Consider the following 17993-nt stretch of genomic DNA (forward strand, 5'->3'; position numbering starts at 1 on the left):
CCGGCTCGGCGCCGGTGGCGTCGGTGACGACCACCGAGTCGATCTCCAGGCGCAGCAGCCGGTACCGAGGCCCTCCCGCGCGCGCCGCCGACCGCGGGGTCTCCACCTCTAGCAAGGCCGGATTCGGGTCCTCGGTGGCGATCAGGTCCAGCGTGCCGGTCACCGCGTCGTCCGGGACCTCCTGCAGGCGGCCGCGCACCCACACCAACGAACGGACCGGCTCGCGCACCGGCAGCGGCGCATAGTCCGTCAGCTCCAGCAGCGCCTGCGATCCGGAGATCAGGCGGTCGCGCGGGGCCGGGAGGACGACCGCGAAGGATCCGTCGGCCAGCAGGTGGTGCACCGGGGTGGCGATGGGGTCCGCGCCCTCGATGGCCAGGAGCGCGCCGGCAGCCTTGGCGCAGGCGCTGCGGATGCGTTCTGCGGTCGTCGGTGCGGGGTGGCTCAGCGAAATCATCGGACTCCTCGAGGCGAATTAGGTAAGCCTAAGTTAACTTACGACCCATCCCGTCGCAAGACCCGTTTGACGTGGCGCGCCGTTAGGGTTGGGGCGTGGTCCGCATCGCATACCTCGGTCCCGAAGGGACGTTCACGGAGGCGGCGCTGCTGCAAATCACGGCCGCCGGCCTCGTCCCCGACCAGGGACCTGGGGCCGTGCGCACGATGCCGTTCGAGAGCACGCCCGCGGCGCTGAACGCGGTCCGCGACGGCGACGCCGACTACGCGTGCGTGCCGATCGAGAACTCGATCGACGGCTCGGTGATACCCACGCTGGATAGCCTGGCGATCGGCTCGCCCCTGCAGGTGTTCGCCGAGACCACCCTGGACGTGGCCTTCAGCATCGTCGTCAAGGCGGGTCTCGGCGCGGCCGACGTCCGCACGCTGGCGGCGTTCCCGGTGGCGGTGGCGCAGGTGCGGCAGTGGCTGGCCGCCCACCTGCCCGGCGTCGAGCTGCGGCCGGCCTACTCCAACGCCGACGCGGCGCGCCAGGTGGCCGAGGGACAGGCCGACGCCGCGGTCACCTCGCCGCTGGCCGCCGAGCATTGGGGGCTGGGGTCGCTGGCCGACGGCGTCGTCGACGAACCGAATGCCCGCACCCGCTTCGTCCTGATCGGGCTGCCCGGGCCGCCGCCGGCCCGCACCGGAGCGGATCGAACGTCGGTGGTGCTGCGCATCGACAACGTGCCGGGCGCGCTGCTGTCCGCGCTGGCCGAATTCGGCATCCGCGGCATCGACCTGACCCGGATCGAATCCCGGCCGACCAGAACGGAACTCGGAACCTACCTGTTCTTCGCCGATTGTGTCGGCCACATCGACGACGGCGCCGTCGCCGAGGCACTCAAGGCGCTGCACCGTCGTTGTGCGGATGTGAGATACCTGGGTTCCTGGCCGACCGGATCGGCCGCCGGGGTGCTGCCACCGCCGGAGGACGAGGCGGCGCGCTGGCTCGCGCGGCTGCGGGAAGGCAAGCCCGAGCAGAGTTTCGAGACCGGGGGGTCGGCGCGATGAGCGGTCGCTTGGTGTTGTTGCGGCACGGGCAGTCCTACGGCAACGTCGAGCGCCGGCTCGACACGAGGCCGCCCGGGGCCGAGCTGACGCCGCTGGGCCGCGACCAGGCCCGCGCGTTCGCCCGCGGCTCGGGGCGCCCGGCGATGCTCGCGCACTCTGTGGCCACGAGGGCGTCGCAGACGGCCCAGGTGATCGGCGCCGAACTCGAGATGGGCGCCGTGCAGTTCACCGGCATTCACGAGGTGCAGGTCGGCAAGCTGGAAGACCGCAGCGACGACGAGGCGGTCGCGGAATTCAACGCGATCTACGAGCAGTGGCATCGCGGCGATCTCGACGTGCCCCTGCCGGGCGGGGAGACCGGCAACGACGTCCTGGACCGCTACGTGCCGGTGCTGACCGAGCTGCGGCTGCGCTACCTCGACGACCACGGCTGGAACGGCGACATCGTCGTCGTCAGTCATGGCGCGGCGATCCGGCTGGCCTCCGCGGTCCTGGCCGGGGTGGACGGCAATTTCGCGCTGGACAACCACCTGGAGAACGCCGATTCGGTGGTGCTCGCCCCGATCACCGACGGGCGGTGGAGCTGCGTGCGCTGGGGGTCCTTGACGCCGCCGTTCTACCCCCAGGCCGACGCGAGCCCGGTCGCCGACGCGGTCGGCTCAAGCACCGATCCGATGGGCTGACGACTCTTCCGCACACCCGCAGCCGACGGCGTCGCAGTCGACGACGAACGTGTGCACCACCAGCTCGGGGCTGTCGCAGTCCGGCTCGGTGCACTCCCATCGGTGCAACGAATGACGAATGATGGTGCCGTGGCAGTGGTCTAAGCCCGCCCGGCACTCGCGGCACTCAGCGCTCATGACCCGTTCATAACATCCGGTCCGGGCGAAAGCGGGTTGCCGCGCCCGTCAGGCCCAGCCCAGTTCCTCCAGCCGGTTGTCGTCGATGCCGAAGTGGTGGGCGATTTCGTGGATCACCGTGATCGCCACCTCCTCGACGACGTCGTCGTCGGAGTCGCAGACGTCCAGCAGCGCCTCGCGGTAGATCGTGATGGCGTCCGGCAGCGAGCCGGCGTAGTCGGAGTCGCGCTCGGTCAGCGCCACCCCTTCGTACAGCCCGAGCAGTTCGGCGTCCTCGGGGTGGCGGTCCTCGACGAGCACGACGACGTTGTCCATCGCGGCCGCCAATTCGGGCGGGATCAAATCGAGCGCATCGGAGACCAGCTCGTCGAACCGGCGCGGATCCATCCGCACGGGCACGCGGCTAGCCCGCCGGGGCCGGCGCCGGTTCGGCCGGCGCGGGTGGCGGCGCCTCCGCCGGCGGGTTGGGCGCCTGCGGCGCCGGGTTGGCCGGTGGGGGCGCCCCGCCGTCCTGCGGGGGCGGGACGTCCTGCGGGGCCGGGGCCTGCGTTGCGGGCGCTTGCGGTTGCGTTACGGCCGGCTGCTGCCCGGGCAGGTGCTGGTTGTTCGGCGGTATGGCGTCGGGCGCGGTGCTGGCCTGGGTGGGCTGGCTCGGCGCCTGAACCGGGATCGGCGGCATCGTCAGCCGCTCCTCGGGAATGTCGGGTGGGGCGATCGGCGCCTGGCCGTTGATCAGCAGCTTGCCCTTGGCGCTGTTCACCAGCGTGGCCCAGCCGCCGTTGCCCAGCGTGGCGCCGATGCTGCACGCGACCTCGCGGCTACCCGCTGACCAACTCGGCAGCGACACGGTCGGGTAGATAAGCGTCAGGGTGGTGGTGCGCAGTTTGGTCGGCGCCAGGTACGCGTCCGTCATCTTGGTGCACGCGTCCTTGATGAACCCGTCCTGGTCGGGCTCGGCGGGCAGCGGACCTTGAAACTTCTCGGCCAGGTTCACCGTGCCGGTGACTTCCATCGCGTGCGGCGTCGCGCAGTCGACCGGGACATCCGTGGGCTGGTTGATCGCCGGGTCGATGCCCAGGCAGGTGCCGGTGGGCCAGACCTTGGACTGGTCCACGTCGGCGACCTTGCCCTTGAACGCCTGCTGCTGATTGTTGCCACCCGGGAGTTGCAGGCCGCACAGCATGCGGCGGTCACCGGACTGGCGCCAGGCTCGGTCACCGGCCCACAGCAGGCTGACCATGAACTTGCTGTTGGGATCGAACTTGGGGCCCAGGTAATTGTGGACCGCGGGCTCGCATTGTTCCTGCGTCATCTGCTGGATCCGGGCGGGCGACGGGGGAGCGGCGCTGGGCCCGTACTCCGAGCCGGGGAAGGTCCGCATGTCGACGGACTCGGCGACCTCGAACTTGTGGTCCTCGGTGCAGTTGACGATGCTCGCGGACTCGGGGGTGGCGTCCGGCCACATCAGGCAATCGCCGCCCTTGGCGCGATTGAACGCGGCGTCGCTCTTGGTTCCGGTGCTGGGCACCGGGTCGATGTAGCCGGCCAGCCGCCCCGGGCCGCCGCCGACTGGGATCGCGGTGACCAGTCCGGCGATCAGCAGGCCGCCGAGCGCGGTCAGCAACAGCGCCCGCCTGGTCGCCGTCGCCTGCAACCCCCGCGGCCAGCGGAAGCTGCTCGGCGGTTGCTTCGTCGCGTCGTCGCGGGAGCCGGCGTTCTCCGAACTGGAGGCGCTGGCTTCCGAAACTTCCTTCTCCGGCGCTTGCGACATCGGCTCCATTCTGACAGGGCCCCCTGAGTGGCGTGACAAAAGTTACTGATGTGGTATGTGGGGCCGGCATTGGCGGGGTGCTCTGCCATCTCGTCGGGGCCGCAAAAGTAGTGTCGGGGCCGTGATCGACCTGAAGCTGCTCCGGGAAGACCCCGATGCCGTGCGCCGTTCGCAAGTCAGCCGTGGCGAGGACCCGGCCCTCGTGGACGCCCTGCTGGCAGCCGACGCCGCGCGCCGCTCGGCGATTTCGGCCGCCGACGGCCTGCGCGCCGAACAGAAGGCCGCCAGCAAGAGCGTGGGCGCCGCGTCGCCCGAGGAACGCCCGGGCCTGCTGCAGCGCGCCAAGGAGCTCGCCGAGCAGGTGAAGGCCGCGGAGGCCGCGCAGGCCGACGCCGAGGCGGCGTTCACCGCGGCACACATGGCGATCTCGAACGTCGTCGTCGACGGGGTCCCCGCCGGCGGCGAGGACGACTACCGCGTGCTGGACGTCGTCGGCGAGCCGCCGGTGATCGAAAACCCCAGGGACCATTTGGAACTCGGCGAGTCGCTGGGCCTCATCGACATGCAGCGCGGCGCCAAGGTGGCCGGATCGCGGTTCTACTTCCTGACCGGCCGGGGCGCCCTGTTGCAGCTCGGCCTGCTGCAGCTGGCGCTGCGGCTGGCCGTCGACAACGGCTTCGTCCCGATGATCCCGCCGGTGCTGGTGCGCCCGGAGGTGATGGCGGGCACCGGATTTCTGGGCGCCCACGCCGAGGAGGTGTACCGGGTCGAGGCCGACGACCTCTACCTGGTGGGAACCTCCGAGGTACCGCTCGCCGGCTACCACTCCGACGAAATCCTGGACCTGTCCGGCGGGCCCCGCCGCTACGCGGGCTGGTCCTCGTGCTTCCGGCGGGAGGCCGGCAGCTACGGCAAGGACACCCGCGGCATCATCCGGGTGCACCAGTTCGACAAGGTGGAGGGCTTCGTCTACTGCACCCCCGACGATGCCGAGGCCGAACATCAGCGGCTGCTGGGTTGGCAGCGCGAGATGTTGGCCCTGATCGAGGTGCCGTATCGGGTGATCGACGTGGCCGCGGGAGACCTCGGCTCGTCGGCGGCGCGCAAATTCGACTGTGAGGCATGGGTTCCCACCCAGGGGACCTACCGCGAGCTGACGTCGACGTCGAACTGCACGACGTTTCAGGCGCGCCGGCTGGCGACGCGCTACCGGGACGACAACGGCAAGCCGCAGATCGCCGCCACGCTCAACGGCACGCTCGGTACCACCCGGTGGCTGGTGGCGATCCTGGAGAACCACCAGCGGCCCGACGGGAGCGTGCGGGTGCCGGCCGCGCTGGTGCCGTTCGTCGGCACCGAACTGCTCGAGCCCTAACCGACGTCGGCGAAGGTGGGGCTGCCCGCCTCCAGCGGCACGCGGGCGGCGCGCGCGGTGAAGCTGATCGCGTGATACCAGCCGCACAGCATGGTGAGGTCGAGAATCTCGCGTTCGTCGAACTCGTCGCGCAGGGCCGCCCACAGGGCGTCGCCGATGTCGCGGTGGTCGCACAGCGCGTCGACCGCGCGAATCAACAGCCGATCGCGCTCGGCGGCCCAGCATGGGTCCTCGGGACCCCCATGGGTCAGGGAACGGACCTGGTCTTCGCCGAGGCGCGCCTTTTCCGCGAAAAAGGCGATGTGCACGCCCCATTCGTACTCGCACGCACACCGCGCGCAGGTGCGGTCGATGACGATCTCGCGGTCGCGCAGCGACAGCGACAGCGCGCGGCTCAGCTCATAGCTGCCCCACAGCGTCATGGCCTCGGCCATGGGCAGGTTCCGCACCACGGCCCGAAACAACGCGATCGGCGGCACGCCCGGCGGCATCATCTTGTCCAGCTGAGCGGCCACCGCCGGCTCATACGGGGGTTCGAGCGCGCCGATCCGAGGCGTTACTATTTCCGTAACCATGAAAGACGAAACTACGTTACGGAAATCGAAACGTCAATCGGGGGTCCGCCCGGGCACCCCAGTGCGCGGGTCGACGACGGGGCGTCCGCTGATGGCCGCCCTCGACCTGCTCGGGCGGCGCTGGTCGCTGCGCATCCTGTGGGAGCTTCGGGACGGCCCGCTCGGGGCCCGCTCGTTGCGCGACCGCTGCGACGGCATGTCGCCCAGCGTTCTCTACGACCGCCTCGGCGAGCTGACCGATGCGGGCCTGGTCGTCCAACGGGACGACCAGAGCTACGAACTGAGCGAGGCGGGCCGCTCCCTCGGCAAGGCCCTGACCCCGCTGGAGCGCTGGGCCGCGCGATGGGCCGAGACGGCTCGCTGAGTCAGGCGTTCACCGGCTCGCGGCTGCGCTCGTGGCGGCGCACCCGTTCCGCCGTGGCGAAGTACCAGGCCAGCGGGAAGGAAAAGCTGGTGAAGAAGCTGGCCACGAAGAACAACCACGGCCGCCGCACGCCGCGCCGGTAGCCGTCCACGATCGTAAACACCGGCAGCAGAATGACATTCGCGATGATGTAGTCCTGGCTACCCGAACCCGCCGCCGGGTTGCCGAACTGCTGCGCCAGGAAGTGCGGGTAGCTGGCCGGACCCGAGACGATGCTGCCCTCGCCGTGCGCGGCGAGCACGAAGTGGATGTTGAAGTACCAGCCCAGCACGATCGAGGCGATGCCCGCCGCGTAGTACACGAGTTCCAGCGGCGAGAACCACGGTCCGTCGGCGGGTTTGGCGTAAATCTTCGGGTTCGACGCGATAATCCAGCCGATGACGGCGATCCCGAGGATTGCGTGAATGTAGAGCCAGATCATGGGCGAAGTGTCACCCTCATCCCGAAGTTTTGTCAATATTGACACACAAAACCTGGGGTACCTTACTGAGCATGGTCAGGCCCGCGCAGACGGCCCGCAGCGAACGCACCCGGGAGGCGCTGATACAGGCCGCCCTGGTGCGGTTCCTCGCGCAGGGCGTCGAGGAGACGTCGGCCGAGCAGATCGCGGCGGACGCGGGGGTGTCGCTGCGGACGTTCTATCGCCACTTCCGGTCCAAGCACGACCTGCTGTTTGCCGACTACACCGGGTTGAACTGGTTCCGCGCCGCGCTGGACGCCCGTCCCGCCGACGAACCGATCATCGATTCCGTGCAGTCGGCCGTCTTCTCGTTCCCGTATGACGTTGAGGCCGTGACGAAGATTGCCGCGCTGCGGGGTGGCGAGATCGATCCCGGCCGCATCGTCCGCCACATCCAGGAAGTGCAGGCCGACTTCGCCAACGCCGTCCAGGAGCAGCTGCACCGGCGTAGCTGCGCCGCGGCCGCCACGCCGGACGCCCGGCTGCGCGCCGCGGTCACCGCACGCTGCATCGCGGCCGCGGTGTTCGGTGCGATGGAGTTCTGGATGCTCGGCGACGATCGGTCGTTGGGCGAGCTGGCGCGGGTATCCCACGTCGCGCTCGAGTCGCTACGGGCCGGCATCACCGACGCCTGGACGTGACCCCGGTTTCGTCATAATTGACAAAACTTCGCGGGCATGCCAGCCTCCATTCCTGGAGGGCAGGGACATGACTGAATACGACGCGATCGTCATCGGCGCGGGACACAACGGGTTGGCCGCGGCGGTGCTGCTGCAGAAGGCCGGGCTGCGAACGGTGTGCCTGGACGCCAAGCTGTATGCCGGTGGGATGGCTTCCACCGTCGAGCTTTTCGACGGGTACCAATTCGAGATCGCCGGCTCGGTGCAGTTCCCGACGGCGTCGGTGGTCGTCGAGGAACTGGGCCTGGACACCCTCGAGACGCTCGACCTGGAGGTGATGTCGGTCGCGGTGCGCGGCGTCGGTGACGACCCGCTGGTCCAGTACAGCGACCCGATCAAGTTGTTCACCCACCTCAACGAGGTGCACGGCGCGGACGCCGTCAACGGGATGGCCGGCCTGATGGCCTGGAGCCAGGCGCCCACCCGGGCGCTCGGCCGATTCGAGGCGGGCACGGAGCCCAAGACTTTCGACGAGATGTACGCCTGCGCCACCAACGAATTCGAGCGCTCGGCGATCGACGACATGCTGTTCGGGTCGGTCACCGACGTGCTGGACCGCTACCTGCCGGACCGCGAGAAGCACGGCGCGCTGCGCGGCTCGATGACCGTGCTGGCCGTCAACACCCTGTACCGCGGTCCGTCCACCCCGGGCAGCGCGGCCGCCCTGGCCTTCGGCCTCGGGGTTCCCGACGGGGACACCATGCAGATGAAGAAGCTGCGCGGCGGCATCGGCGCGCTCACCGCGCACCTCGCCCGGCTGCTGGAGAGCCTGGGCGGCGAGGTGCGGCTGCGCACCAAGGTGACCGAGATCCTGGTCGCCGACGGGCGGGTGACCGGCGTGCGCACCGAGGCGGGCGACACCGTGACCGCACCGGTCGTCGTCTCGAACCTCGCGCCGGACCTGACGCTCAACGAGATGATCGACCCCGCGGCGCTGCCCGCGGACATCCGCGAGCGGTACGCGGGGATCGACCACCGCGGCAGCTACCTGCAGATGCACTTCGCGCTGGACGAGGCCCCCCAGTTCGCCGCGCCGTACGAGGCGCTCAACGAGCCGGCGATGCAGGCCTCGATCGGCCTCTTCTGCACCCCCGAGGAAGTCCAGCAGCAGTGGGAGGATGCCCGGCGCGGGATCGTGCCGGCTGACCCGACGGTGGTGTTGCAGATCCCCTCGCAGAACGATCCGGACCTGGCGCCCGCGGGCAAGCACGCCGCGTCGGCGTTCGCGCTGTGGTTCCCGATCGAGGGCGGGGCGGACTACGGCCAAACGAAGGTCGAAATGGGCCAGCGGGTCATCGACAAGATCACCCGGCTCGCGCCGAACTTCGAGCGCAGCATCATCCGGCACACCACGTTCACGCCCCGGCACATGGGCGTGATGTTCGGCGCCCCCGGTGGCGACTACTGCCACGGCCTGTTGAGCTCGGACCAGATCGGGCCGAACCGGCCGGGCCCGAGAGGCTTTCGCGGCCAACCGATCCCGATCCAGGGGCTGTACCTCGGCGGTGCCGGCTGCCACGGTGGCCCGGGAATCACGTTCATCCCCGGCTACAACGCCGCCCGCGCGGCGCTGGAGGACTTGGGCCGCTAACCGCGCTCGCCCAGCAGTTCGTCCAGCAGTGCGACGAACTCGTCCGGGCGCGCCGGCGTGAACGCCGGGCTGGGCCAGGTCCCCGGGACGTCCAAGGTGATCAAGGTGGACTTGAACGGCCGTTGCACGTCCAGGGGCAGCCAGCGGCGCAGGTCGGAGCTGCCCCAGATGCGGAAGCGCTGCATGAACATGCCCAACCCCTCGGCCTTGTAGCCGTCGATGGCGTCCAGCGCGATGACCTTCGACGTGCCGGACGGAAAGTGGTAGCGGCGCAACGTGATCGCCGCGCGATCCAGCTGGACCAGGCCGTCGTCGTAGGAGTGGCCGTAGCTGGCGTTCATTTCCGAGTGCTTCGCAGCTCATGCCCGCGCGCGGTCAGGCAGCGGCCGTCGCCCAGCCGCCACTGCCACCCGTGCAGGTTGCAGGTCAAGGTGTCGTCCTCGATCACACCGAATTTCGACAGGTCGGCCTTGAGGTGGGGGCATCGGCGCTGAATCTCCCAGCCGTCCATGGTGATCGACGCGGAGTCGTCGTGGGTCTCGGCGAACCAGCCGTCGGCGTAGGCGATGCGTTCGTCGGTCAGGCACTTGAAGAACGTGTACAGGTACTCGTTGTAGCCGCCCACCCGCCAGGCGGAAAACCGGGTGGACAAGAAGATGGTGTTGACCCAGTCGGGTTCGTGATCGCGCAGCACGGTGCGCACCAATTCGGGCGCGATAGCGAAGCCGTAGCGGACCTTTTCGTCGGGAATCCGTTCGCGCACAGTTCTTTTCGGGAAGTCCAGGATCACCGCCTCAGGGCCGATGACCAGTTCGACGGGATAGCCGATGCCGTCGCAGATCTCGTCGCTTTGCAGCATGATCGGCTCGAACAGCGCGCGCAGTTGTTCCAGCAGCGGCTCGCCCGCCGCCGGGGCCCAGCTCGCGCGCTCGGCGGCCAGCACCGGGGCCATCCGCTCGGCGTACTCGGCGATGTAGGCCGCTTTTCCGGTGGTGAAGATGGCCTCGACCTGGTCGTCGGGCAGCGGATGGGTCAGCGAATTCAGCGTCGAGCCGGTGAAGTCCGCGGTCGACCCGGGCATCATCAGCAGGCCGCGCTCGTGCCCGTGCGCGCGCATCTGCTCGAGGAACACCACCTGGTCGGGAAAGATGTTGGCCGGATCGCCGTGGTCGTCGTTGAGGTGGCGCAGCTCGGGGTCCAAGAAGCACGGCGGCCCGGCCGACGGCACGACCCAGGTCGCCCCGACCTGGGCGATGTACTGACGGGCGCGGTCCATGCCACGCTGCCTCTTTTGGCTGGCGAACGACTCCTTGGCACGGGCCGGCATGTCGTAGACCATCGGGTACCAGATCGCCCCGGAGTACTGCAGCAGGTGCACGTCGACCTGGCCGAAGTCCGCGGCCAACACCTCCAGATCCACCGGCCGGGCGTCGTTCATGTTGAAAACCGTTGTCTCGCCGTCGGAAACGACCAGCGCCGAATCGCCGATCGGGCCGTCGGCCGGCGCGCGCAGGGCGATGATCATGATGTCCAGGTCGCCCTTGGGCCCACTGAGCCGGTGCGTGGTCGAGTCGGTGGTCTCGAAAAACCGGTGAAACCCCAGCTTTTGCAGCTCGTTTCGCAGGTCGGGCACCGGGAAGTCGGGCAGCAGCACCACCGCGTCCTTGTTGACGTGCTCGCGCAGATTCTTGGCGTCGAAGTGGTCCCTGTGCAGGTGCGAGACGTACAGGTAGTCGCAGTCGCCCAGTTGGTCCCAGTCCAGCCCGCTGTTGTCCGGGAACGGGAACCAGGACGCGAAGTAGGCGGGATTGACCCAGGGGTCACAAAGGATGTTGCCCGCGCGGGTCGCGATCAGGAATCCGGCGTGGCCTACGCTCGTGACCTGCACTGATGCCTTTCGGGGACGTTGGGGGTGGACGGCTCGTCAGGCCCCGAGCTTAGCGCGACGCCGCGTCTTCGGGCGGCCTGCGTCGCCGGGCTCCAGCGCTTGAGGCGTTGCACAGCCCGGAGCACTAGGCTGAAGCGCTGTGGAACCGGTATACGGGACTGTCATCCAGCTCGCCCGCCTGGTCTGGCGCATCCAGGGTCTCAAGATCTCCGTCTCGGGCGTCGAGAACCTGCCGAAGACCGGCGGTGCCGTCATCGCGATCAACCACACCGGCTACCTGGACTTCACTTTCGCGGGACTGCCCGCCTACAAGCAGGGCCTCGGGCGCAAGGTGCGGTTCATGGCCAAGCAGGAGGTCTTCGACAGCAAGATCACCGGGCCGATCATGCGCAGCCTGCGGCACATCTCGGTGGACCGACAGGACGGGGCCGCGTCCTACGAAGCCGCCGTCAGGAACCTCAAAGACGGTGAGCTGGTGGGTGTCTACCCCGAAGCCACGATCAGCCGCAGCTTCGAGATCAAGGAATTCAAGTCGGGGGCGGCCCGGATGGCGGTCGACGCGGGCGTCCCGATCGTTCCGCACATCGTCTGGGGCGCGCAGCGGATCTGGACCAAGGGGCACCCCAAGAAGCTGTGGCGCCCGAAGGTGCCGATCGTGGTGCTCGCCGGCGAGCCGATCGAGCCGACGCTGGCCGTCGAGGAACTGAAGGGGCTGTTGCATTCCCGGATGCAGCATTTGCTGGAGCGGGCCCAGGAACAGTATGGACCCCACCCGGCCGGGGAATACTGGGTGCCGCGCCGGTTGGGAGGCGGCGCCCCATCGTTAGCTGAGGCGGCCCGCATGGACGCCGAGGAGGCCGCCGAGAGGGCTGCCCGCCGCGCCCGGGCCGCCGGGCCACCACCGGAGCAGTAATGGCGGAGCCGACCTTTCGCGCGCTCGAGATCCTGGCCCAGCTCGTCGTCCTGGCCACCGGCACGCGCATCAGCTACAGCGGGGAGGAGAGCATTCCCGACCGCGGCGGGGCCGTGATCGCGATCAACCACACCAGCTATGTCGACTTTCTTCCTGCCGCATTAGCCGTGCATCGCCGCCGCCGTCGGCTTAGATTCATGATCAAAGCCGAGATGCAGCAGGTGAAGGTGGTCAATTTCCTGATCAAGCACACCCGCACCATTCCCGTGGACCGTGGCGCCGGTGCGGATGCCTACGCGGTGGCCGTGCGGCGGCTGCGCGAGGGCGAGCTGGTCGGTGTCTACCCGGAGGCCACGATCAGCCGCAGCTTCGAGCTGAAGGAGTTCAAGACGGGCGCGGCCCGGATGGCCGCCGAGGCCGACGTCCCGATTGTCCCGGTGATCGTCTGGGGTGCGCATCGCATCTGGACCAAGGACCATCCTCGGAACGTCGGCCGCAAGAAGCTGCCGATCAGCGTGCAGGTGGGGGCGCCCTTGCGGGCCGCCGGAGACATCGAGTCCACCAATGCCGCGCTGCGCGAATCGATGACGGCGCTGCTGCACCGGGCGCAGCAAGACTATCCGCACCCCGCCGGCGCCTACTGGGTGCCGCGCCGGCTCGGCGGCAGCGCGCCGACCTTGGCCGAGGCGGCGCAGATAGAGGCCGACGAGGCGGCGGCACGGTCGGCCAGGAGGGCCGCCCAACGTGCCCCGCATCAGCCGCGTTAGGGGGAAGGAGAGGAACATGGCAGAGCCGTTTTTCCGCTTGGCGGAGATCGTTGTTCCCGCGTTCGCTGCGATGAACGGAACCAAGCTCAATTACGAAGGCTTGGAGAACATTCCGGCGCGCGGCGGCGCCTTGATCGCGCTCAATCACACCAGCTACCTGGACTGGATGCCCGCGTCGATCGCCGCCAAAGAACGTAAGCGGCGGCTGCGCTTCATGATCAAGGCCGAGATGGCGGACGTGAAGGCCGTCAACTTCGTGATCAAGCACTGCCAGCTGATTCCGGTGGATCGCCGGAACGGCGAAGAGGCGTACGCGGTGGCAGTCCAGAAGCTGCGCGAGGGTGAACTCGTCGGGCTCCATCCCGAGGCCACCATCAGCCGCAGTTATGAACTGCGGGAGTTCAAGTCGGGAGCGGCCCGCATGGCGCTGGAGGCCCAGGTGCCGATCATCCCCATGATCGTGTGGGGCGCGCACCGGATTTGGCCCAAGGACCATCCAAAGAAGGTGTTCCGCAACAAGGTTCCGATCACCGTGGCCGCCGGGCGGCCATTGGCACCGCAGGGCAACGCCGAGCAGCTCATCGCGGCGGTGCGCCAGACCATGAACGCGATGCTTTACCGGGTGCAGGAGCAGTATCCGCACCCCGAGGGCGAGTTCTGGGTCCCGCGCCGGCTGGGCGGTTCCGCGCCAAACCAGGACGATTCCAGGGCGATCCGGTTGGCCGAATTGCAGGAGCGGATCCAACGATCCGGCACCGACGGCGTGACGCGACCGGGCCAGACCCAAAGCGGAATCCACTGAGAGAAAGCGGATTCGCTCAATGACCTTGCCGGCGCTGATCGCCTGCGACGTCGACGGCACCTTGTTCGACGAAAGCGAGACCATCTCCCCGCGCACCCGTGACGCCGTGCGCGCCGCCGTCGCCGCCGGGACGCAGTTCGTCGTGGCGACCGGCCGGCCGCCACGCTGGATACGGCCCGTGGTGGAGGCGCTCGGCTTCGCGCCAATCGCGGTGTGCGCCAACGGCGCCGTCCTGTACGACCCCGCGAACGACCGCGTGCTGTCGTCGCGAACGCTGGCCGTGGACACGCTGGCCGAGTTGGCTGAGCTCGCGACGCGCGTCATCCCGGGCGCGGGGCTGGCCGTCGAGCGGATCGGCGAACGCGCCCACGACACGGCGACGCCTCAGTTCATCAGCTCGCCGGGCTACGAGCACGCGTGGCTGAACCCGGACAACACCGAGGTGTCGATCGCCGATCTGCTGAGCGCCCCGGCGATCAAGCTGCTGATCCGCAAGGCCGGCGCCCGCAGTTCGGACATGGCTGCCGAACTCGCCAAACATGTTGGCATCGAAGGTGATATCACCTATTCGACGAATAATGGCCTGGTCGAGATCGTGCCGCTGGGGATCAGCAAGGCCAGCGGTGTGGAAGAGGTCGCCAAGCCGCAGGGGATCACCAGCGACGAGGTGGTGGCGTTCGGCGACATGCCCAACGACATCCCGATGCTGCTGTGGGCGGGCCACGGTGTGGCCATGGGTAACGCGCATCCCGACGTGCTGGCCGCCGCCGACGAGGTCACCACGCCCAACAGCGACGACGGGGTGGGACGCGTGCTGGAACGCTGGTGGCTCTAGCCCGCGGGCGTGATTGCGGCTGCTAGTTGTTGGGGCAGGTAATTGACCATCAGCGGGACCAGTCCCATGAACGGCGTGCCGAAGATAGTCACATCAACCTTCGAGCCGAGCGGTAGGGCGCTGAAATCGACAGTGGCCGTGATGGAGTGCGGCGGAACGAGAATGCCGTCAAAAGGCAAGTGCAGGGTGATCGGCACGTTAAAGCTGGCGAAAGGTGGCGGCAGCGGCGTGGTTATCGGCACCGGCACCGTCATGTCCACGATGGTTTCGCCATTGAGGAAGCCGTTCGCCACGACGGCCGGAGCGTTCACGAGTGCGCCGAGCGCCCCCACGGGGTTGCCGGCCAACAGGGCCGTCTGGACCGCGGTCGCGCTTGTCGCGAGCCCGGTGAGCCCCGCGAGCGGCGCACCCGCGGCCGCGTAGGTGATCACCAGCGGCAACCCGAAGAAGGCGCTCAGCGATCCCGTCGTGGGATTGGTCAGTGGTAACGAAGCCGTCGCCGAAATGCTGGGAATCGTAAGCACATTGAGCACGTTGGTGAAGTTCTGCGACATCTGGCGGAGGATCGAGGGAGGCATCAGGTTCGTGAAGTACTGTGCCTCCTGCCCGGGAATGTTGGCGAGCGTGAACAGATTTCCCAGCGGGCCGAGCAGTGTGGGGGTCACCGTGGCGTTCACAATGGGATTGAGCAGAGTCCCCGTAATGGTGATCAGCGGGGTGCCCGGGTCGGCTCCCGTGACGAGGAGATTGGCAAAGGCCTGCGCCACGTCCTGCACCGCGCCGAAGTAATTGCCCGCCAGGACGGCCTGCAGGGCCACCTGGAGCTGCGCGCCGAAAGCGGGCAGGCCGGCGATAATGCCGGTCGTCGCGGCGTAGAGGTTGACGAAGAACTCCTGGGCGAAGCCGATCTGGGTCGTGACGAACCCCTGCAGGGCCGTGACCGGGTTGAACGCCAGAAGTTGCTGGATGGCGGCCTGGAAGGCCGCCGGCAGGTTCGCCAGCACGGTCGGGAAGTTCTGGATGGTGTAGGTGAGCGCCGTCGCGGCCTGCTGCCAGTAACCCATCTGGTTGGCGATGACCTGGCGCAGGAATGGGAAGGGGTCGGCCGCCCAGGCGCCGAAGACCGACTGCAGGTTCGCCGAAGTCGTGGCGATCAGCTGCCCGTACGCGCCGCCCGGGACGAAGGCGGCGGCCGCACCGCCGAACGCCTGGGCGGGGGCGTTCACCGTGCTCAGCAGGCCCTGCTCGATGTTGGCGATCTCGGTGCCCAGGTACGCCGCCGCGCTACCGTTCAAGAGACTCACGAACTCGTCGTGAAAAACCGCCGCCTGCGCCGCGGCGGCGTGGAATTCGCGGCCATAGGTGCCGAACACCTGCGAGATCGCCGCGGACACCTCGTCCGCGGCCGCGGCCGCGATCCCGGTGGTGGGGGCCGCCGCCGCCGCGGTCGCCTCGCTCAGGTTGGAGCGGATACCCGCCAGGTCGTCGGCCGCCGCCGTCACCAGCTCCGGTTCTGTGATCACGAACGACATCGCCGTCTCCCCTCGACTCGGTATCAACCGGGTGATTGCCAGGCAAAGCCGAGCCTAGTGTGACGGAGCCCACATCCGGCCCGGAATGGCGGTCAAAGTGTCGTTAGGTGGCGGTGGGGTGCGCCGGCAGCGAGAAGTGTTCGGAGGGCACCTCGGGACCGCTCGGCGATTGCAGCGGCGTCGTGATGCCGTCGACGACCTCGGTGACGTTTCCGGTGAGCCGCTCGTAATTCAGGACCCCGTGCTGGAAATTCTGCGTAATGCGCAGCGGCTCTTGGATTTCCGCGCTGGTAGGCAACCCGAGCGGGCCGCGCTCGTAGCTGAGCGAGGCCCAGGCGTCATAGATGGCGCCGGTCACCGGCTGCGCGCCGGTCTCGGGCGACCAGTACATCGCGCCCTTGGCGAAGGTCGCGAAGCGGGCGCCGCCTTCGGCGTCGTCTTCCGGCGAGGTGGGTGCGCCGAGGACGCTGTTCATGCCGCCGAGCGCGAGCCAGTGCTCGTAGATGGCGCCGCCCTGCAGCGCCTTGATCAACTCCTCCGGAGGATCATTGAAATGCGATGCGATGTCGCGGATTTCATCCATCAGCGCGTAGGCGGCGTTGCCGGGGCAGTCGGTGTTGCCGACGTCGCGGTGGGTGAAGATGGTCGGCAGGTTCGCGATGGCGCCGGCCGGGAAGGTGGTGTAGTGGCTACCGGCCGACTCCAGGGCCACCGTGCCCTTGGGGTCGACGCCGTCCATGCCCAGCCGCCAGCCGAGCAACCGGCCCACGGTCCGCAGCTGGATGGGGGTCGGCGGCACGTCATCGAAGTTGCCGATCATCGCCACACCCCAGGTGTTGCGGTTGAAGCCGCCGGTGTGGAACGCCTCCACGGCCTTGGTCAGGCCCCCCGCGCTGCCCTCGAAGACCTGACCGTACTTGTCAACCAGCGCGTTGTAGGCGATGTCGCACCAGCCCAGGGTCTTGCTGTGGTAGGTGTAAATCGCCTTGACGATCCCGGCCGATTCCAGCGGGGAGTAGTCGTTGCTGCCCGCGGTGTGATGGATGACGGCGGCGCGAATCCCATTGTCGTACTGGGGACTACCGCATCGCAGCGACTCGTCGGCGCCCCACTCCGCCCGGCTGATGATGGCGGGCGGCTGGCCCGGCATCATGACCCCCGACGGCGGCGTCCACTGGGTTCTGGCCGGCGCTTGCGGCGGGGAGATGAGGATCGCCGAGATGTTCTCCGCGTAGGGCTGTTCCCTGGACGCCGGCTTATATCCGAGGCCCGCCTCGTTGGCCGGGGCCGGGGGCGGTTGGGTCGTCGGCGCATCGATCGGTCGAGTGACCGCGATCTGGACCGTCGTCGTGGTGCCGACGAACACCGGATCGGTGCTGCGCGGGCCCTCGGTGGCTCCGGCGCTCGCCGGTCCGGCGTCGGGGGCCGCGGTCTCGTATTCGGTCTGGTACCAGGGGCCCCAGGAGCCGTCGGAACGCTTGGCGCGCACCCGGGTGGACGTACCGGCGAGATCCCCGGTGAGGGCCACCAAGGAAAACGGGGTGTCCTGGCTGAGTTCGCGAACCGTAACCCCACCCCCGAGCCCGATCAGTGGCTGCTCGGCCAGCTGGGTCTCGGGCGGCCGCGGGGGTTTCGGCGTTCCCCGGTCGCGCGTCGCGTCGCCGACCCAGCAGACGATGACGACCGTCGCCGCGATGGCGGTAAGCAACATCGTCGGCGCGCGACTCCGGGACACCAGCTGATGTTACTTGTGTTTCTGGTGTTATTAATGAGGCGACACGATCTAGCGCGCTGAAGGACCACGAAAACCTGTTCGACGGCACCGCAGAGGGCGGGCTCTGCGGTGCCGTCAGGGGACAGGTTCCTCGCGGTCCTAGTGGGGCAGAACCGGCGCGGCGGCGCCGGTCAAAGCGCCGGTGGCACCGGTCGCGGCCGGTAGCGCACCCGCGGCGGCCGGCAGCGCACCGGCGGCAGCGCCCGGCAGGGCCCCCGCGGCACCCGGCAGCGCACC

Annotated in this window: 18 protein-coding genes and 2 pseudogenes; 10 read left to right on the forward strand and 10 right to left on the reverse strand. The window is 68.8% G+C overall.

Going from position 1 to position 17993, the window contains the following annotated elements; translation table 11 throughout:
* Positions 1-457: pseudogene (locus tag N415_RS27425) on the reverse strand (DUF2470 domain-containing protein); the annotation flags it as partial.
* A gap of 95 nt (positions 458-552) precedes the next feature.
* Between N415_RS27425 and pheA the strand changes: the two are divergent.
* Together pheA and N415_RS27435 are read left to right on the forward strand one after the other, a co-directional pair.
* A complete protein-coding gene (pheA, locus tag N415_RS27430; protein WP_068188545.1) occupies positions 553-1509 on the forward strand; it encodes a prephenate dehydratase in 957 nt (318 codons plus the stop codon).
* On the forward strand, positions 1506-2192 hold the full coding sequence (locus N415_RS27435) for a histidine phosphatase family protein (protein WP_068188550.1): 687 nt from the start codon (positions 1506-1508) through the stop codon (positions 2190-2192). Before pheA ends, N415_RS27435 begins: the two co-directional genes overlap by 4 nt.
* Here N415_RS27435 and N415_RS31110 read toward each other — a convergent pair.
* From N415_RS31110 to N415_RS27445, 3 genes and pseudogenes are all read right to left on the reverse strand, one after another.
* Positions 2169-2369: a hypothetical protein gene (locus N415_RS31110; RefSeq protein WP_081665560.1), complete on the reverse strand. Its 201-nt coding sequence runs from the start codon at positions 2367-2369 to the stop codon at positions 2169-2171. The genes N415_RS27435 and N415_RS31110 overlap by 24 nt on opposite strands.
* Positions 2366-2768 (reverse strand): annotated as a pseudogene (locus N415_RS27440) (metallopeptidase family protein). The gene N415_RS31110 and the pseudogene N415_RS27440 overlap by 4 nt, the downstream one beginning before the upstream one ends.
* Before the next feature lie 4 nt (positions 2769-2772).
* Complete coding sequence (locus N415_RS27445) at positions 2773-4149, reverse strand: septum formation family protein (RefSeq protein WP_068188552.1); 1377 nt, start codon at positions 4147-4149, stop codon at positions 2773-2775.
* Between the two features lie 112 nt (positions 4150-4261).
* On the opposite strand from N415_RS27445, the gene serS reads away from it, so the two are divergent.
* The gene (gene serS, locus N415_RS27450) at positions 4262-5515 is read left to right on the forward strand and encodes a serine--tRNA ligase (RefSeq protein ID WP_068188556.1); all 1254 of its coding nucleotides are present in this window, start codon (positions 4262-4264) and stop codon (positions 5513-5515) included.
* Here the strand turns inward: serS and N415_RS27455 are convergent.
* Positions 5512-6030 carry a carboxymuconolactone decarboxylase family protein gene (locus N415_RS27455; RefSeq protein ID WP_204366847.1) on the reverse strand — a complete coding sequence of 173 codons (519 nt, stop codon included), beginning with the start codon at positions 6028-6030 and terminating at the stop codon, positions 5512-5514. The two genes, serS and N415_RS27455, sit on opposite strands and share 4 nt — an antisense overlap.
* Positions 6031-6088: 58 nt before the next feature.
* Here N415_RS27455 and N415_RS27460 point away from each other — a divergent pair, with 58 nt between their 5' ends.
* Entirely contained in the window at positions 6089-6454 is a 366-nt protein-coding gene (locus N415_RS27460; RefSeq protein WP_068188562.1) for a helix-turn-helix domain-containing protein, read from the forward strand.
* Between the two features lies 1 nt (position 6455).
* Here the strand turns inward: N415_RS27460 and N415_RS27465 are convergent, their stop codons facing one another.
* The gene (locus tag N415_RS27465; protein ID WP_068188565.1) at positions 6456-6935 is read right to left on the reverse strand and encodes a DUF2834 domain-containing protein; all 480 of its coding nucleotides are present in this window, start codon (positions 6933-6935) and stop codon (positions 6456-6458) included.
* A 71-nt stretch (positions 6936-7006) separates the two neighbouring features.
* On the opposite strand from N415_RS27465, the gene N415_RS27470 reads away from it, so the two are divergent.
* Positions 7007-7615, forward strand: coding sequence for a TetR/AcrR family transcriptional regulator (locus N415_RS27470; protein ID WP_068103390.1), 609 nt, complete (start codon positions 7007-7009; stop codon positions 7613-7615).
* A gap of 67 nt (positions 7616-7682) precedes the next feature.
* Positions 7683-9245, forward strand: coding sequence for an NAD(P)/FAD-dependent oxidoreductase (locus N415_RS27475; protein ID WP_068188568.1), 1563 nt, complete (start codon positions 7683-7685; stop codon positions 9243-9245).
* Here the strand turns inward: N415_RS27475 and N415_RS27480 are convergent.
* Together N415_RS27480 and N415_RS27485 are read right to left on the reverse strand one after the other, a co-directional pair.
* On the reverse strand, positions 9242-9586 hold the full coding sequence (locus tag N415_RS27480) for a hypothetical protein (RefSeq protein ID WP_068188571.1): 345 nt from the start codon (positions 9584-9586) through the stop codon (positions 9242-9244). The two genes, N415_RS27475 and N415_RS27480, sit on opposite strands and share 4 nt — an antisense overlap.
* Positions 9583-11133 (reverse strand): Rieske 2Fe-2S domain-containing protein, encoded by a 1551-nt coding sequence (locus N415_RS27485; RefSeq protein WP_068188574.1) that lies wholly within the window; start codon positions 11131-11133, stop codon positions 9583-9585. Before N415_RS27485 ends, N415_RS27480 begins: the two co-directional genes overlap by 4 nt.
* A gap of 139 nt (positions 11134-11272) precedes the next feature.
* Between N415_RS27485 and N415_RS27490 the strand changes: the two genes are divergently transcribed.
* Genes N415_RS27490 through N415_RS27505 form a run of 4 tightly spaced genes read left to right on the forward strand, consistent with a single transcriptional unit; the run spans position 11273 to position 14450 of the window.
* Positions 11273-12046, forward strand: a complete 774-nt coding sequence (locus tag N415_RS27490) for a 1-acyl-sn-glycerol-3-phosphate acyltransferase (protein WP_068188577.1) — start codon at positions 11273-11275, stop codon at positions 12044-12046.
* Positions 12046-12813: a 1-acyl-sn-glycerol-3-phosphate acyltransferase gene (locus tag N415_RS27495; protein ID WP_068188580.1), complete on the forward strand. Its 768-nt coding sequence runs from the start codon at positions 12046-12048 to the stop codon at positions 12811-12813. The genes N415_RS27490 and N415_RS27495 overlap by 1 nt, the downstream gene beginning before the upstream one ends.
* Before the next feature lie 16 nt (positions 12814-12829).
* On the forward strand, positions 12830-13615 hold the full coding sequence (locus tag N415_RS27500) for a lysophospholipid acyltransferase family protein (RefSeq protein ID WP_068188581.1): 786 nt from the start codon (positions 12830-12832) through the stop codon (positions 13613-13615).
* A 19-nt stretch (positions 13616-13634) separates the two neighbouring features.
* Entirely contained in the window at positions 13635-14450 is an 816-nt protein-coding gene (locus tag N415_RS27505; RefSeq protein WP_068188583.1) for a Cof-type HAD-IIB family hydrolase, read from the forward strand.
* On the opposite strand, the gene N415_RS27510 is transcribed toward N415_RS27505, so the two are convergent.
* Complete coding sequence (locus tag N415_RS27510; protein WP_068188585.1) at positions 14447-15982, reverse strand: PE family protein; 1536 nt, start codon at positions 15980-15982, stop codon at positions 14447-14449. The two genes, N415_RS27505 and N415_RS27510, sit on opposite strands and share 4 nt — an antisense overlap.
* Before the next feature lie 103 nt (positions 15983-16085).
* Positions 16086-17720 (reverse strand): LGFP repeat-containing protein, encoded by a 1635-nt coding sequence (locus N415_RS27515; RefSeq protein WP_193376516.1) that lies wholly within the window; start codon positions 17718-17720, stop codon positions 16086-16088.
* Positions 17721-17993: the final 273 nt, after the last annotated feature.

The organism is Mycobacterium sp. UM_CSW (genome assembly GCF_000455205.1).
Lineage (GTDB): Bacteria > Actinomycetota > Actinomycetes > Mycobacteriales > Mycobacteriaceae > Mycobacterium.